This is a genomic window from Chloracidobacterium sp., from assembly GCA_016716305.1.
In the GTDB taxonomy this organism is placed as follows: Bacteria; Acidobacteriota; Blastocatellia; order Pyrinomonadales; family Pyrinomonadaceae; genus OLB17.
In genome coordinates, this window is sequence record JADJWP010000002.1 from 802,188 (window position 1) to 818,497 (window position 16,310).

The 16,310-nt window shown below is 52.3% G+C and carries 13 protein-coding genes; 8 read left to right on the forward strand and 5 right to left on the reverse strand.

The features are described 5' to 3' along the window. The first annotated feature begins 15 nt into the window (after positions 1-15). The 4 genes from IPM28_05520 (at position 16) to IPM28_05535 (ending at position 4,642) form a co-directional block, all read left to right on the forward strand. Positions 16-2,841 carry a hypothetical protein gene (locus tag IPM28_05520; protein ID MBK9172448.1) on the forward strand — a complete coding sequence of 942 codons (2,826 nt, stop codon included), beginning with the start codon at positions 16-18 and terminating at the stop codon, positions 2,839-2,841. 86 nt (positions 2,842-2,927) lie between these two features. Beyond that, positions 2,928-3,413, forward strand: coding sequence for a hypothetical protein (locus IPM28_05525; GenBank protein ID MBK9172449.1), 486 nt, complete (start codon positions 2,928-2,930; stop codon positions 3,411-3,413). Beyond that, positions 3,410-4,252 carry a DUF2911 domain-containing protein gene (locus IPM28_05530; GenBank protein ID MBK9172450.1) on the forward strand — a complete coding sequence of 281 codons (843 nt, stop codon included), beginning with the start codon at positions 3,410-3,412 and terminating at the stop codon, positions 4,250-4,252. Before IPM28_05525 ends, IPM28_05530 begins: the two co-directional genes overlap by 4 nt. A 114-nt stretch (positions 4,253-4,366) precedes the next feature. Then, positions 4,367-4,642, forward strand: coding sequence for a hypothetical protein (locus IPM28_05535; GenBank protein MBK9172451.1), 276 nt, complete (start codon positions 4,367-4,369; stop codon positions 4,640-4,642). A 78-nt stretch (positions 4,643-4,720) separates the two neighbouring features. On the opposite strand, the gene IPM28_05540 is transcribed toward IPM28_05535, so the two are convergent. The 4 genes from IPM28_05540 to IPM28_05555 form a co-directional block, all read right to left on the reverse strand. After that, positions 4,721-5,182 (reverse strand): ferritin-like domain-containing protein, encoded by a 462-nt coding sequence (locus tag IPM28_05540; GenBank protein ID MBK9172452.1) that lies wholly within the window; start codon positions 5,180-5,182, stop codon positions 4,721-4,723. Between the two features lie 146 nt (positions 5,183-5,328). Next, positions 5,329-6,078: an SDR family oxidoreductase gene (locus tag IPM28_05545; GenBank protein ID MBK9172453.1), complete on the reverse strand. Its 750-nt coding sequence runs from the start codon at positions 6,076-6,078 to the stop codon at positions 5,329-5,331. Between the two features lie 123 nt (positions 6,079-6,201). Beyond that, complete coding sequence (locus IPM28_05550) at positions 6,202-7,392, reverse strand: hypothetical protein (GenBank protein ID MBK9172454.1); 1,191 nt, start codon at positions 7,390-7,392, stop codon at positions 6,202-6,204. A 12-nt stretch (positions 7,393-7,404) separates the two neighbouring features. Continuing rightward, positions 7,405-8,565 (reverse strand): radical SAM protein, encoded by a 1,161-nt coding sequence (locus IPM28_05555; protein ID MBK9172455.1) that lies wholly within the window; start codon positions 8,563-8,565, stop codon positions 7,405-7,407. Positions 8,566-8,859: 294 nt separating this feature from the next. On the opposite strand from IPM28_05555, the gene IPM28_05560 reads away from it, so the two are divergent. Both IPM28_05560 and IPM28_05565 read left to right on the forward strand, forming a co-directional pair. Further along, positions 8,860-9,285 carry a carboxypeptidase regulatory-like domain-containing protein gene (locus tag IPM28_05560; GenBank protein MBK9172456.1) on the forward strand — a complete coding sequence of 142 codons (426 nt, stop codon included), beginning with the start codon at positions 8,860-8,862 and terminating at the stop codon, positions 9,283-9,285. A 74-nt stretch (positions 9,286-9,359) separates the two neighbouring features. Continuing rightward, positions 9,360-10,568, forward strand: coding sequence for a cysteine desulfurase (locus tag IPM28_05565; GenBank protein MBK9172457.1), 1,209 nt, complete (start codon positions 9,360-9,362; stop codon positions 10,566-10,568). Positions 10,569-10,642: 74 nt separating this feature from the next. Here IPM28_05565 and IPM28_05570 read toward each other — a convergent pair whose 3' ends face one another. After that, the gene (locus tag IPM28_05570; GenBank protein ID MBK9172458.1) at positions 10,643-10,927 is read right to left on the reverse strand and encodes a hypothetical protein; all 285 of its coding nucleotides are present in this window, start codon (positions 10,925-10,927) and stop codon (positions 10,643-10,645) included. 589 nt (positions 10,928-11,516) lie between these two features. Between IPM28_05570 and IPM28_05575 the strand changes: the two genes are divergently transcribed. Both IPM28_05575 and IPM28_05580 read left to right on the forward strand, forming a co-directional pair. Further along, complete coding sequence (locus tag IPM28_05575) at positions 11,517-13,763, forward strand: EAL domain-containing protein (protein ID MBK9172459.1); 2,247 nt, start codon at positions 11,517-11,519, stop codon at positions 13,761-13,763. A 79-nt stretch (positions 13,764-13,842) separates the two neighbouring features. Continuing rightward, a complete protein-coding gene (locus tag IPM28_05580) occupies positions 13,843-15,966 on the forward strand; it encodes a S9 family peptidase (protein MBK9172460.1) in 2,124 nt (707 codons plus the stop codon). Positions 15,967-16,310 lie beyond the last annotated feature (344 nt).

Below are 16,310 nucleotides of genomic sequence, written 5' to 3' on the forward strand. Positions count from 1 at the left end.
TCCATCGAAATCGTAATGAAAAACAGATCATTGCTGACCGCCTTTCTTTTTTGTTTTTTGGCCACGGTAATTGCGAATTCTCAGACCGAGGAGAAATTTGATTTTTATGCCCGCGGCCCTTACCGCGAAAACGTCCCGCGGCCGCAGGTCAGCTTACGCTACGACGTAGGTGAACATCATACGACCTACGCTCAAATGGAGAAGGTTGTTACCGATATTGCAAAAGCGGCTCCGGACCGCGTGAAGATGTTCGAGATCGGGACAACCAACGAGCATCGGATGCAGTACCTGGTTGCTATCTCGTCACCGGAGAATATCGCCCGTCTCGACGAGATCAGGGCAAATAATGCTCGGCTCACTGACCCTCGCAGGACGTCTGCGGCTGATGCGAATTCCATCGCCCAGAATAACCCTTCGATCGCCTGGATGGCATACACGATCCACGGAAACGAATCGTCGTCTTTCGAGGCGTTCATGCAGGTAATCTATCAGTTGGCTGCTTCGAACGAGCCGGCAACGCTCGACATTCTCAAGAACACCGTCGTCCTTGTCTTGACCGGCGAGAACCCGGACGGGCATGAGCGCTTCGCGACCTGGTACAATTCCGTCGCCGTCGGCAGTCCGGACCGAAATGCGATCGAGCATCGCGAACCCTGGGCGATATGGGGACGGGTGAACCACTACCGTTTCAACCTAAATCGCGACACCCTGACCTTCAGCCAAAAGGAATCGCGTAACATGCAGAAGGCATACATGGAATGGAATCCGCAGCTCGCCGTCGACCATCACGGTCAGCCGACCCAGTATTTCTTTCCGCCGACCGGTTTGCCGACCAATCCGAACCTCCCCCAACCCGTTACAAGCAAATGGGAGGACAGATACGGCCGTGCAAATGCGGCGGCGTTCGACGCGAATAAATGGGATTACTACATCCGCGATGTGTTCGATGCCTTCTATCCCGGCTACTGGGACATGTACCCTTCGCTGAACGGAGCGACAGGAATGACCTATGAGACAGATGGCGGCGGATTCAAAGGGCTTAACTGGACCCGCGATGACGGTACGATCGTCACCTTCCGATCATCGATCGCCAAGCATTATGTCGCGTCAATGACCACGCTCGAAACCAATGCAAAACACAAGATAGAACGGATACGTGACTTCTACGAATTTCGCGCGAAAGGAATGGCCGAACATTCACGGTCAAAAATGAAACGAGTCGTCATTGACCCGACTGGCGATCGGGTAAAGGCGGCTGAGATGGTCGAGGTGCTTCGGCTTTCAAACATCGAAGTTAAGGTTGCCTCGTCGTCCTTCACGTCGCCGACTGCTCATACATATATGGAGAAGGACGCCAAAGCGGTGTCTAAGACCTTTCCTGCAGGCTCGTACATTATCGATCTTGACCAGCCGCAGCGTATTTACATAAAGGCGATCATTGAACAGGACACTCCGCAGGACAAGGCATTCGTCGATGACAACATGGCCCGGTTTCGACGAAACCAAATGCGAGGCAAAGGCCAGCCAAAAGAAGAATACGGATTTTACGATATAACAGCATGGTCGATGCCGCTGTCTTTCGGATTGGACGCTTACTGGACCGAGGAGACGACCAACGTACCCGGAACCATGGTTGATGCGGCCTTCATCGAAAATGCAAAACGAGGCGGCGTAACCGGAAGGGCGACAATATCCTATGTCATACCGTATGAGACCGATTCGACCAGTGCAATGGTGATGCGCCTGCTTCAAAACGGCTTCAAGGTGGCTGTCGCCACTCGGCAATTGAACGCCGGCGGTCGAAACTGGAAACCAGGCACTTTCGTCGTGCGTGTCTCGAGAAATCCGGTGACAATACATGACACGATCGCGAAATACGCAGTCGAAATGGGCGTGAATGTGACTGCGGTCAACTCGGGTTATTCTGAAGAGGGTGACACAAGCGTCGGGGGCGAGGCGGTAATCAGCTTGCGTGAACCCAAGATCGCGATCGCCGCAGATGAAGGTGTTTCCCAGGAATCGTATGGAGCGATATGGTGGACCTTCGACAAACACAAGATCAGATTTACGCCGATGACGATCCCTACGATCCGTGGCGGCGGCCTTAAGAATTACAACGTACTCATCATTCCCGAGGGCTCGGCCGGAAGATATATGAGTTCCTTTGGGGCTGGCGGCGTATCGGCGCTAAAGGAATTTGCATCGGGCGGCGGCACTATCGTCACCATCAGCGGTGGTTCGGTCTTTGCCGCCCTTAAGGATGTCGGCCTTTCATCGACGAAGCTCGTCGGTAGTGACGACGACGAACAAAAGGACAAAGCCGCCGGTGACGATAAAAAGGAAGCGGCTCCGACGCCTTCGCCAAAACCGGGAACAAGAACAGAGGATATGGCCGTGATCGATCAGCCGACAGACCGCACGGACGGGATCGCACCTACATTACCGCCGATCGCCTCGCCGTCAGCAAACGCGAACAAAGTACCTGAGGCCTTGCCGGGCTCTATAATGCGTGCGACCGTCGATCGGACGACCTATCTTACTTACGGCGTCGATCGAATCGAAGTGCCGGTTTTATTGGCAAGCGGTTACTTCTTCCGTTACTCTAAGGAAGGTACAAATGCTTTGGTCTTTGACGCCAATCCGAAAAAGCCTCTCACGATTTCCGGTTTCGTTTGGGAAGGGAACACTGAGCGGCTATTGAAGGGCACGGCCTATGTTATCGGTGAATCGATGGGGTCGGGCCAGGTCGTACTATTCGCCGAAGATCCGTTCTATCGGGGCATGACACGCGCGAACACGCGTCCGTTCTTTAACGCTGTCCTATTCAACGGCGTATTTTGACGGCGGTTGACGCTGGGTATGATTTCGCTTGGACATCTGCTTTCGTGAAGCCGCGGCATTTCGCTTTTTGAGCAACTGAGTTAATTATGTTTACGATCAAGGCAGGCTATAGCGACGACATCGAGATAAAGACAAGCGCCGAGAAAGCCCGTCAGTTCTTTGCTGATGTTAAGAACTTCGCCGAATTGATGCCGGGTGTATCAGACATTCGGATCGACGGCAACGGGGTCGCTCACTGGAAGATCGAGGCCAACGTTCCATTTGTCGGCATGATGCGTCAGAAATTCTCTGTCGCGCTTGCAGAAGACAGCGACGAACGTATCGAGTGGTTTCCGATCGGGGCAGAAACGCAGAATTTTCTGAGGTTTTCTGCCGACTTTTTAGAGAAGGCTAAGAATGTGACGATGGTCCGATTTTCGCAAATGGTCGAACTCCGGCGAAGATCGGCTCGAGAGCTACATATGCTGGCAGGCCTTGCCGGCGAGAGCATCATCAGCGCCGAGATGACCAAAGCTGTGACCGAAATGATAAAGATCTTTATTCAACGAGCAAAGGAGAGATTGGAAAAATGAAACAAATGCAGAGGCTTTATTCACTGTTATTTATATTGACGCTCTCGGCGGCGGCGGCGGCTCAGGTCGTCATTCCGCGTGAAAGCAACCGTCAAGACGTTATGCAGATGGTGGGCGATACCAAGATCTCGGTTTCCTATCATCGGCCGAATGTGAAGGGCCGCAAGATATGGGGTGAGCTTGTGCCGTACGGTGAGGTGTGGAGAACGGGTGCGAACAACGCGACCATCATCGAGTTTTCAAATGACGTCACGGTCAATGGCCAGCCGCTCAAGAAGGGAAAGTACAGCCTTCACACACTTCCGACCGCTGCCAATTGGACCATCATCTTCAATAAGGTCGCTGACCAATGGGGCAGCTTTACTTACGATGCAAAAGAGGACGTATTGCGCGTCGAGGCGACCCCTGTCTCGCTCCCTTTTAAAGAAACGATGACTATCGAATTTGCCAAGGTCATTGGAAACACCGCCGAGATCCATATTCGGTGGGGTGACCTTGCGGTTCCGATTACCGTCGACGTCGGCGATTTCAACGCACGGTTCGTTACTGAGAATCGACGGCGTTTGAACAACGAACGACTGACGCTTGCGGGTTATATTCTCTCGCAGAAGATGACCGGCAGCTATGCCGACGCTCTTTTATGGACCGATGAAGCGCTGAAGGGTTCGGAAACATTCAGCGTGCTTTCGCTGAAAGCTAGGATCCTGGGCGAAATGGGCCGCAAAGCCGAGGCTATTGCGACTGCTGAGCGTGCGATCGTCGTCGGCAAGGCGGCAACTCCGGCGGCAAACACAACGCAGATCGAAAATCTACTGAAAGGCTGGAAGGCCGGAAACTAGACCTGATTTCGATCTTTGTTTTTGATAGGATCTCGCCGATCTTACGCGTGTAGGATTGACGAGGTCTTTTTCTTTGCTATACTCGTTATTGAAATTGATTTTCAGTTTCGCTTTATGAATAATTCCGGAACCGCTCCAAGGTTTGCCCCTATCATCTCAGACGACCGACGGATCGATGTTGCGATCAACGGTGCTGAAACGCAAATAAAGATGTCATCCTGGGTGGACGGGCTTGGCTGGTGCGTTGAAAAGACCATCTCTCTTGACCCTGTCCTCGTCGATGATCTTCATAGGCTGCTCGCCGCCGTGCGCATCAGCAACAACAATGCAAATAAGGCGGAACAGACGGCAGGCTCCGCTACGATACTGGAATTTCCAAGATATCTCTAAGAATCATGCTGGCCGAAAAAAAGAGAAGGCCCTTTCGTCGACCTTCTCTTCTTTTTTTCACAGAAATTCTTAAGCGAACTAGCTGACTTCCCTCAATACGATCCGCTCTGAATCCACCCGTGCTGTCCTTTCAGAGGCCAATTTCTCCAGTTCTTCAATGTGCATCTGTTCGTCGGCGATCTGGCCTTCTAGCCAGAATTTCTGAGGCAGATCCTCATCGCCGCAAGACGACCATGCCGCCATATAGGCCGCAATCGCTTCTCGTTCCAGCTCAAGATCTTGTTTGAGCATTTCTTTGATATCCGTCGACTGCCGGATAGCAGCGGGTTCAACGGCCGGAATGCCTCCGAGGGCGACTATCTTGTCACCAAGAACCTCAGCATGCTTTTGAGCTTCTTCAGCCTGACCGCGGAAGAAACCTCTGAATATCTCGCGCTCAGTTCCGGTCACGAGATAACTGTGCTGAGAATATTGAATGATGCCGGCGAGTTCAAAGCTAAGGGCTTTGTTGAGGTTTTCGATCAATTCTGTTCTGGCCATTTATCCGTTTCTCCCCTGTTACTAACGAAAAGCCTATCAAATCTGGCACTAACGTGTCAACTTAAGCCTTTTGTTTTCAATATGTTAGTATTGAATTTCGTTTTCAATTTCGATGCTCGACCGAACCGATGTTCCCGAAATTACCGCTAAGTGATCGTACCGCCATCGACGGTTATTACCTCGCCGTTCATGTACGAGTTGCGAGGTGAAACGATAAATGCTGCAAACTCTGCGAGTTCGACGGGGCGTCCCAGTCTGCGAAGCGAGACCCAATTCTCATGAGCCTCGAGCAGCCGCTCAGGAAGCGTATTTCCAAGATCGGTATCAAAGATACCCGCGGCAATTGCATTTACAGTGATCCCGAAATTGGCGGCCTCGCGAGACAGGCACTTGGTAAAACCGATCATCGCGGCTTTCGATGTAGCGTAATGGACCGAGGTCGGCAGAGCCCGGATAGCACCGATACTGGTGATGTTCAGGATCGTACCCGCACGCTCGCGGATCATTTGCTTGTAGAACGGCTTGGTAACCGCAAAAAGGCTGTTGACGTTCGTGTCCACGACCCAATCCCAGCTCTTATCGGTGGTTGTCGCAAAATTATCGGGTTTGTTCACTGCCGCGTTATTTACAAGAATATCGACTGCTCCCCACGATTCCCTTATCTCGCGGGCGGTATGTTTCATCCCAAACCGATCTGTCACCGATACTTTGAAACTCAATGCCTTTCTACCGTACGACTCGACATTGGACCGGACCTGGTCGGCCAGATCATCGCTGGAGTGATAGTTAAAAGCAATATCCGCACCTTCGCGCGCAAATACTTCACAAAGGGCAGCACCGATACCACGTGTGCCGCCGGATATGAAGGCACGTTTTCCCTCAAGTAATAGACTCAAACAAGTTTCTCCGTCGAAAATGGTTGGAAAGTCAAAAGAAAAGGTTAATGAAATAGTGGACTGCTGACAAGTATACGACGGCGTTTTTGATCGATAGGTGAGACCGTCGGGCGATATCGCCGATCATCCGGCGGCGGCCTCTGCCGGAGACGGTAGAACGGGTTTTGGCATTAGCGCGGCGATCTCGCGAACGATACGCTCGGTCGCGTCGGGCGTCGCAAGGCCTCGCGTGGCTGCTCTGAGATCGCGGTATCGAACCGAGTCGCCGATAAGCGAGCGGATCGTGGGGACAATGTCAACCGACCGCTCGAGCAAGATTCCGGCACCACCATCGGCCAAAAGCTTCAGCGTGCCCGCTTCCTGGGGCATAGGCGGCGTTGTGCCATCAGCAATTATCGGCAGCCGGCACGCCAATGCCTCGAATGTCGTCAGACCTCCCAATTTTGAGACCATCACGTTCGCTGACTGCATAAGCTTCTCGACCTCGTCCGAATAACCGATCACCTTAACCGGAAATTTTGCCGTCTTGGCAAGCTCTTCGGCCTCGATCCTGAGGGCCTCGTTCTTTCCGGCAAGAAAGATCGCCTGAACATCGAGTTCGCCTCGGATCAGCTCCTTGAAAATGACCGGTATATTTCCGCCGCCGACCCAGCCCGCATTCACGAATACGGTGAACTTGTCGGGGTCAAGTCCAAAGGCCCTCCTTGCGTTCTGAGCATCGATCTCGTCGACCTCGCGGAACTTCGGATTGAGAGGCAGTCCTGAGATCTTGATCTTCGCCGGGTCAACGCCATAGTCAACAAGCTGCTGCATTGCGTCATTGTTCGCCACGAGATAAAGCGAAACATCGTCACACGCCCAGCCTTTCCAGAATCCGTAACAGGGATCGGTCACCACAGTGACAAGCGGTATCTGACTGGTCAGATTTAGTTCGCGAAGTATTCGTCCGAGGATATGCTGAGTGAGCGGATGCACGCTGACGACGACGTGAGGACACCATTTCTCAAATGAATCTTTAATAAAACCGATACAGCGCTTATGAAAGAACTCCCTGGTCTCGGGACGAAAGCGATTAACTGCCCAGTAGAGATATTTCATCCAACCCTGCTTGTTGCGCAGAAGCCAGTTATAAACGCCGACAAGTTTTTCGGTGACGTGATGCGAATCCTCGACGGCGCGCATGATGCGTACCGCTGCCGATTCGCCATGCCAGAATTTCTGAACGCCGTCTGCCAACGCCTGAGCGGCCGACCTGTGGCCGCCGCCCGTGTCGGACGAGATTATCAATATCTTTGGCGTTGGCGGCTGTGTCATCCGGTCCTATATTCAGGCTTTCAAGGCTACTTCGCGTCCGACCGCAAAACCCGCTTCTTTCGACGCCTTCTTCATCTCGCGCTCAAGCTTTTTGATCTTGATCAGATGTCCAGCGTTGAACGGAAGCGACGGATAGAAGCAGTTTGATTCGTGCGTGCAGAAACATCCAGCCCCCGCTTCTTTTCGCCTTGCTTTCATCAGATCGGTGTTCCATGCGTTCTGGAAATTCCAGTCGTAATCTCGAAGATTCAGCACATCGGCCTTGTTTTCACACGAAGAGAGGACGCCATTGTCGTAGATGACGGCACCCGCGCTGCCGGCATAGCACTTCAATTGAGCTTTATTCTCCTCTTTCGTTTTCGTGATCAGATCGTGCATATAAATATCGACTGCCGCCTTGAAGAACCCGGATTTGCCGCCGTAATTGTTTTTCAACGCGGCGTTCTTTGTGTCTTCAAGGATCATGTGCGACAACTCGGCATACCGGTTGTGGTCGAAATTTAGTTCATTCGGATCTGCCGACGGCGGACGAATATAGTTGATGTTCACCTTGTCCGGCTTGAGGTCGTATTTAAGAAAATCGTACCACTCAAATATCGTATCCTCGTTCGAGCGCATGACGCACGTACAAGTTTGGATATCGAGCTGCGGGTACTGTTCAGCCTTCATCTGCTGAAGTGTCCGCGCCGTATGTATCGCTTTGTCCCAGCTCCCTTCTTTGCGCCTGATCTTCTCATGGGCCGCCTGCATACCGTCGATACCAAGAGCTACGGTGACATTGAGATTCGGACACTCGTCCATTATTCGTGTGACATCCGCGAATATGCGTTGGTGTATCTGTCCGTTCGACATCAGGTAGACCGAATCGAGTTTGTTGTTCTCGTAAAACGATCTGACGATCTCGGGCAGGTCCTTACGCGTGAATGGTTCGCCGCCGGCAAGTACCAAAACACCAAGATTGCCGCCGAGCGTTTCCGAGATCCTTGCGATCTCGTCGGCCTTCATCTGAAGCTTTTTCCGTGGCCGGTCGTCAAGTTCTTCGGTAAAAAAACAATGAGTGCAGCGCATATCACAAACGCTGGTAACCAATATATTCAGAAAAACGGGCGAGATCGGCCTACCGACCGCTATGCTCGCATATCTCTTAAAAATCTCGCGTGTTGTAAAATCCATTTTGAATCCTTTTTATTATCGGGCCAATCGCATTTGATGCAGACACACTTGCCCACGTTTCAATTTATCTCATTTCTGGCGAATTGGGAAACCCGTCTTGCCCCGGTTCCGAACCGCAGCCGCCCGAAAAATTCGTTTGCATGAACAACCCGATGTGCTACTATTTCAGCGTTTTAGGCATTTTCTTGGATTGAAAGCTAGAAGAGACGGCGTATTGCTCGTATTAACGCTGCGTCGCGTACCGAAACTTTGAGGATCTGCCGCTCAGGCCCGGTCACGTTCGGCCCATTCGTAATGATCAAGATCAAGTACTTATTTTTTGCTTCGTCGATCGTAACATTCGTTCTTGCGGCGAATGCGTTCGGCCAGGATGCGAGTGATCGCGAAGCCGAAAGGAACCGAAGATTGCACAAGACCTCACAAGCTTCGTTACGAACCGGCAGCAGCAGCGTGAATTTCGGGACTATCTCGGGCCGTGTTGTTACGCCGGATGGCCGCGGTATTCGGGGCGCGTTGATCGTGCTTCTTGGCGACGACGGGCCGCGATTCGCGATCTCCGGCAGCCTTGGTTACTTTTCGATCTCAGGCATCCCGCTCGGTGAGCAATATTCGCTTTCGGTTTCCCATCTGCGATATCTTTTCGCGGTTCCCACCCAAGTAATAAAGATCCACACCGATATAACGGACATTCTTATGGTCGGCGAGAGCAACATCGACTGATCCGGCCGTTCAACTTACAGTTCATCCAGAACCGATCATTTTCCAGATTATCGCCGCGAGGTTACAATCGGAATATGTTTCGACGCGTGTACTTCGACAATTCGGCAACAACTGCGATCGACGAAAGGGTTCTCGAAGCGATGATGCCGTATCTGACCGATAACTACGGGAATGCGTCGAGCATACACTTTTTTGGGCAACAGACTCGTTCAGCAGTAGACAAGGCGCGTCACCAGGTAGCGGCTGCTGTGAACGCGCGTCCGAACGAGATCGTCTTTACGAGCGGCGGAACCGAATCGAACAACCTTGCCATTCGCGGGCTTGTTGAAATGCTGCCGCAGCCCAGTTTGGCCACTTTGCCTGAACGGCATATCGTCACCTCGACGATCGAACATCCCGCAGTAAGAGAAGTCTGTGCGGATCTCGAAAAAAGAGGTGTCGCGGTGACATATTTGCCAGTGTATGAAAACGGGATCGTCCGCGTCGACGACGTCCGCCAGGCGATACGTGAGAATACCGTGCTGATCTCGGTCATGACGGCCAATAATGAGATCGGGACACTGCAACCCGTCGCTGAGATCGGACGATTGGTTCGCGGGCTTCGCGATTCCGGCCGACGGATCTGGTTTCACACCGATGCGGTTCAAGCGGTCGGGAAAGTAAAGGTCGATGTCGAAGAAATGGGCTGCGATCTGCTTTCGCTCTCAGGACACAAGTTTCATGCCCCCAAAGGAATCGGAGCACTCTATATTCGTCGAGGAACTAGGCTTCGTCCTCAGCATGTCGGCGGGCGCCAGGAACGCGGATTACGCGGCGGCACCGAACCGGTCGCTCAGATCGTCGGACTCGGACGCGCGGCTGAGCTCGCTGCCGATGAATTGACGGAGCGTGCCGTCAGAGTAGGGGCGATGCGCGACCGGTTAGAACATTTCGTTCTCGAAAATATCGATGGCTCGGTTCTAAATGGTGACGCGCACGATCGATTGACCAACATTTCGAATATCTCGTTTCGCGAAATAGAGGGCGAAGGACTGTTGATAAACCTTGACATGCACGGTATTGCGGTATCGACCGGCTCGGCATGTTCCTCGGGTTCGCTTGAGCCGTCGCCGGTCATTCGATCGCTCGGCCGCAGCGACGATCTTGCACGAGGAGCGATACGATTCAGCCTCAGTAAGGACAACACTGATGATGACATCGAACTTGTTCTGGCGACGCTTCCCTCTGCTGTCGAAAGTGTCAGAAAACTCTTGCCCGGCTTCAAAAGTTCTGCCGAAACTTAAAGAGCCCCAGCGATCGCTCGCCGGGGCTTCTCAGGTGCGGGGTTAGAAAGTCGTACTTTCGGCCTAGGACCGAACTATCCGGCGATGATTATTCCGCACTCGGTCGGTGTATCATTCGCACCTGCGATGATGATCCCACCGAGGCCGGCAATAATTATCCCGCGAAGACCTGCGATGATGATGCCCCAATCCTTCTTTTCTGACTTTTCAGAGCAAGGGTCTTCTGCTTTCGGACGAGTTGTCGTGCGAGGTGCTTCCGTCGCACCAGCGATTATGATCCCTGCATTTGCGAAGGTCGCTCCAAATCCCATTACCGCCATCAACGTAATCGCTGCGATCGTGTTCTTTAGGTTTTTCATTTTTTCTCTTTCTCCAGTTTCAAATTTGAAGCTTTCCGCTTCTTGCTGCTGTCTACATTACAAGCCGTGTGCCACCGAACATCTACGTCCGTGCCAAACCGTTAAGATGCTTATTTGCAGTAATTTGCGAGCTTCGGTCGGAGAACTGAGCGCAGGAATCGCTCCGAGAAAAAGTGGATACTTGGTTTTCACCTGCTCGTAAGTCCTGGCGTAAGTGCCGTGTTTGATAGGTTTACAGACATGGATACGAACTATACAAATTCCGTGTGTATATTGCGTATACATTCGAGCCTCCATTTTCTGGATCATTCGACTGCGATGTGAAAGGTGAATTCGATTTGCGCTGGTCGTTCGAGCCTGTTTATACGAGATATTTATCTAGCCTAATGATGTGAGTTCGAATTCGGTTCGCAACACGACCGCGATCACAAATAGATCGCGGCGGCAAACATACAGTGTTAAAGAAGTTTTGCTGGATTTTTCATTTGTTAAATGCTAATCTTTGATTTGCGCCTCGGCGCAGCTGCCTTGCGATCCAATCACCGATAGACGTTGACTTTCGACACGCCCTCCGCGGACGATCCCACTTATGAACAGAGAGAAGATCTCGAGCTACGCGAAAGCTGCCGTCATCTTTCTTGGTGCAGCCAGCTTTATGGCCGCAGCTGCCTCTCTGCCTGCCCGGGCCTACAGCCTCGGATATCTTCTGATCATTGCCTTTGGGATCTTTGTTGCACCGAGAACGAGCATCACCTTACCGCGTTCAAAGTTTGCGATCAGTTTCGCAGACGCCGCGATCTTCCTGACATTTCTTCTATATGGCGGCCGGGCAGCGATCGTTCTCGCATCGATCGAGATGCTTGCGAGCTGCCTATACCTGCGTTCTCAGGGATTCAAGTTTGGCAATTTGATGATCCCGGTCAATGTTTCGATCAACTCGGTCTATACGTCGTGTACATTTTTGATCTGGATCGCCTATCCGATGATCACGGGCGTACAGCTTGACCCGTCAAAGACCCGCCATTTGATCTACATTCTTGGGATCCTTGCTCTTTCGCAGTTTCTGATCTCGTCGTTCCTCGCCGCCATCTTTCAATCGCTGAAGGATGGATCGAGCCTGTGGCAGACGTGGGTACGCGACTGTTTCTCGAGTTCGATGACACAGATCGTAGGTGCAAGCCTGGCCGGGCTCATTTACAAACTCATCAATTTCGGCGATCTGATCACCGCGGGGATCGCGTTTGTCGCGATCGTCGCCGCATACATCAATTACCGGCAATCGATCACCGAGATCAATGACGCGATCGCAAATGTCGAAGAAGCCGAAAGGCAAAAGGCCGAGACGGAGCGGGCAAGGCGGCGCGAGGCCGAGAAGTATGCCAACGAACTTTCGCTTTCGCTCGATAAGGAAGCGCGGGCAAACGAAGCACTCAGAAAGAGCGAGAAGGACTTTCAATACGCCGCACTGCATGATTCGCTAACCGGGCTCGCAAACCGAAAACAGCTTGGCGACATACTTCGCCAACTTATCGACCGATACAAAGAAGACCCTTCGGCGAACTTCCAGGTCCTTTTCCTTGATATAAGGAGCTTCAAGAACATCAACGATACGCTCGGCCACACAATAGGCGACAAGGTGCTTTCGATCGCAGCAAAGAGATTTCTCAGGATAGTAAATCCGGAAGACACCGTCGCTCGAATTGGCGGAGATGAATTTGCGATCATTCTTCGTGACCTCTCGACCGCAAGCAAGGCACAAAAGGTCGCGCGAAAGATATACAAGAGCATTACCCAGCCTTTTTCGCTCAGCGGCAATAAGATCTCGATCGATGTGAACATCGGCATCGCGCCGTGTGACGCGGAATACGACACACCAGAGGAGATCCTCAGAGATGCCGATATAGCGATGCATTTTGCAAAAGAGCGCAACGACGGGCCCGCGGTCTTTACCCGAGAGCTTCGCCACCGCTTTTTGGAGCGGGTACGGTTCGAGATGGACCTCCGCCATGCGATCGACCGCGGAGAGCTTTCGATGCACTATCAGCCGATAATTTCGCTCAGCGACGGCCGGCTCATCGGGTTTGAAGCTCTTTTGCGGTGGCATCACAGCGAATTTGGGATGATCCCGCCGAATAAGTTCATACCGATCGCAGAAAACGCAGATCTCATTCAGCCGATCACCGTTTGGATCCTCCACGAGACGACGAAGCAACTTGCGGAATGGCAAAAAATCTCGGCCGAATACGAAGATCTTATGGTGAGCGTGAACATCTCGGGCAAGCACCTTTCGAACGACGACCTTATCGACGACGTCGAAGCCGCTCTAGAGGCTTCAGCAATACGTCCTCAGACCCTGAAGCTTGAAGTTACCGAGAGTACGGCAATGGAGAATGCCGAACACACGATCAATGTGTTGAAGCGCCTGAAACAAATAGGCGTTCAACTGAGCATTGACGATTTTGGAACCGGCTACTCTTCTCTCAGCCACCTCCACAGGCTGCCGTTCGACACCCTCAAGATCGACCGTTCGTTCGTCTACAACGTCGGCGAACATGGCGAGAACTCGGGCATCCTTCAGACTATAATCTCATTGGCCAAGAACCTGAAAATGCGAGTGGTCGCGGAAGGGATCGAGACTGAAACCCAGCTTTCGATACTCCAGAACCTTGGCTGCGACTACGGCCAGGGCTTCCTGCTCGCTAAACCTAAGGGTCGCGACGAGACCGAGCAATTGCTCTACGAACATCCCAATTGGCTTCCGTTCGGAAACAACGAGACCGGGACAGACCGCTCGCGCGATGAGATGAACACCGACGAAAGCCTGCCCGTTTTCTAAAACATCGAACGAAATTTCGTTTTGCGGCGTGCGCGTTCTATAATCATCAGAAATCCATTGATGAGGTGAAACGCGCTTTATGTTTAGACGAACGTTGATCGTACTTGTTCTTGTTTCGTTTTTATCGTCCGCGATTCCGGCCCAAACCGGTTACAGTTACCCAAAAGCAAAAAAAGTCGACCAGGTTGACGATTATCACGGAACAAAGGTGTCAGATCCGTACCGGTGGATGGAAGATACTGGTTCTGCCGATACACAGAAGTGGATCGAGGATCAAGTCAAATTCACCCAAGCCTATCTTGACAAGATCCCCGAGCGGGCAAAGATCCGTGAGCGGCTGACCGAGATCTGGAACTACGAACGGATCTCAGCTCCGTCGAAGGTGGCCGACGGATTTTACATTTACTCTCGCAACGATGGTCTTCAGAATCAAAGCGTGCTTTACCGTGCGAAGTCGAAAGACGATCCCGGTTCGGTCTTCTTCGACCCGAACAAACTCTCTACTGACGGTACTGCTGCTTTGAGCGGATCATCGTTCACTGACGACGGCAAGCTCTGGGCTTACGGCGTCGCAAAGTCGGGGTCGGATCGCACCGAGTGGCGAATAATGAACACCGAAACCGGTGAGTATCTTGCCGATACTCTAAGACCCAATCGACAGGGAGGCGTTTCGTGGTTAAAGGATAATTCCGGCTTTTATTACAGCCGGTTCCCTGACGCTCAAGAAGGTGCCGAACTTCGTGCGGCAAATAAGTTTCAGAAGATCTATTTTCACAAGCTCGGGACACCGCAGTCTGACGATACACTGGTCTATGAAAGGCCCGAGGACGGTGAGCTATTCATGGGTGGCGGCGTTACCGAAGACGGTAAATGGCTCGTTATAAGTGTTGCTAAAGGCACGCAGCGAATGAACGAGATCCACTTCAAAGATCTGTCGCGTCCGGATTCGCCGATCGTTCCGCTTGTTAACGATCGTAACAATAGCTGGTCATTCGTCGGCAACGACGGGCCTGTTTTCTACTTTCGCACCGACAAGGACGCGGAGCGCGGCAAGTTGGTAAGCGTGAACGTGCTGGCTCGGGCCCGTATTTGGAAAGATATCGTTCCGCAGGCGGCCGAAACGCTGAACGGCGTTCAGATGATCAATAACCAATTCGTAACGAACTATCTCAAAGACGCCTACACGAACATCAAGATCTACGATAAAGCCGGCAAGCACGTCCGCGACGTTGAGCTTCCGGGGATCGGGTCGGCAGGTGGATTTGGCGGCAAACAGGATGCGACCGAGACGTTTTACACCTATTCGAGCTACAATGCCCCGCCAACGATCTATCACTACGACATGAGAACCGGCAAAAGCACGCTTTTCCGTCAGGCGAAGGTCAAGTTCGATCCGGACGGCTACGAGGTGAAGCAGGTCTTCTTTACAAGTAAGGACGGCACAAGGGTCCCGATGTTCCTCACGCACAAAAAGGGCCTGAAGCTCGACGGCAGCAATCCGACGATACTTTATGGTTACGGCGGTTTCAATATTTCGCAGACGCCGGGCTTTTCGGTATCACGCGCCGTTTGGATGGAAATGGGCGGCATTTACGCCGTTGCGAACATCCGCGGCGGTGCCGAATATGGCAAAGAGTGGTGGGCGAACGGAGCGAGGCTCAAGAAGCAGAACGTCTTCGACGATTTCATCGCCGCAGCTGAGTTTTTGATCGCAAACAAATACACCAGCACGCCGAAACTTGCGATTCAGGGCGGCTCGAATGGCGGTCTTCTTGTAGGCGCTGTGCTGAACCAACGTCCCGACCTTTTTGGAGCTGCCCTTCCGGCGGTCGGTGTTATGGATATGGTGCGATTTACGGAATTCACTGTCGGAGCGGCCTGGAAATCTGATTACGGCGACCCCAAGGACCCGAAAGAGTTTGCCGCACTCTACGCCTATTCGCCGCTGCATAACATCAAGAAAGGCACCAAATACCCTGCGACAATGGTGACCACTGCAGACACAGATGACCGCGTCTTCCCTGCTCACAGCTTTAAGTACGCCGCGGCACTGCAGGACGCTCAGGCCGGAGACAAACCTATCCTCATTAGGATCGAGACAAAGGCCGGTCACGGAGCCGGTAAACCGACCTCGAAACAGATCGAAGAACAGGCGGATATCTACGGATTCTTGGTCAAGAGCCTTGGGATAAAAATGCAGTAGTTGGGGTATCGGCCCGACCATTGAAAAAAAGCCGCTCGAAATGGGCGGCTTTTGATTTGGTAAGTGGTTCCGACTTCTATCGATTGTCCACGTAAGTACTTAGTGTCTGAATGTTAGGCCTCCGTCGGGTAGGCCGCCGTTGAAAAGTCGGTGCTTGAGCAGTATTTATGTGCATTATATCTTCCATCGCCTACATAATCCTGCCTGACGTGTTCGCCCGAAACGCGGCACGACCGATGGTCGTCGCAAGATCGCGGTACCGGATTACGATCTTTCGTCGAAGCCGATCTCTTTTCGTGTTTGCATATCTTTGAATTGAAATCCGGACTGCAAATTCCTAACGA

Coding starts and splice junctions, on each gene's coding strand:
- IPM28_05520 (MBK9172448.1), top strand. CDS start 16: ATGAAAAACAGATCATTGCTGACCGCCTTTCTTTTTTGTTTTTTGGCC.
- IPM28_05525 (MBK9172449.1), top strand. CDS start 2,928: ATGTTTACGATCAAGGCAGGCTATAGCGACGACATCGAGATAAAGACA.
- IPM28_05530 (MBK9172450.1), top strand. CDS start 3,410: ATGAAACAAATGCAGAGGCTTTATTCACTGTTATTTATATTGACGCTC.
- IPM28_05535 (MBK9172451.1), top strand. CDS start 4,367: ATGAATAATTCCGGAACCGCTCCAAGGTTTGCCCCTATCATCTCAGAC.
- IPM28_05540 (MBK9172452.1), bottom strand. CDS start 5,182: ATGGCCAGAACAGAATTGATCGAAAACCTCAACAAAGCCCTTAGCTTT.
- IPM28_05550 (MBK9172454.1), bottom strand. CDS start 7,392: ATGACACAGCCGCCAACGCCAAAGATATTGATAATCTCGTCCGACACG.
- IPM28_05555 (MBK9172455.1), bottom strand. CDS start 8,565: ATGGATTTTACAACACGCGAGATTTTTAAGAGATATGCGAGCATAGCG.
- IPM28_05560 (MBK9172456.1), top strand. CDS start 8,860: ATGATCAAGATCAAGTACTTATTTTTTGCTTCGTCGATCGTAACATTC.
- IPM28_05565 (MBK9172457.1), top strand. CDS start 9,360: ATGTTTCGACGCGTGTACTTCGACAATTCGGCAACAACTGCGATCGAC.
- IPM28_05570 (MBK9172458.1), bottom strand. CDS start 10,927: ATGAAAAACCTAAAGAACACGATCGCAGCGATTACGTTGATGGCGGTA.
- IPM28_05575 (MBK9172459.1), top strand. CDS start 11,517: ATGAACAGAGAGAAGATCTCGAGCTACGCGAAAGCTGCCGTCATCTTT.
- IPM28_05580 (MBK9172460.1), top strand. CDS start 13,843: ATGTTTAGACGAACGTTGATCGTACTTGTTCTTGTTTCGTTTTTATCG.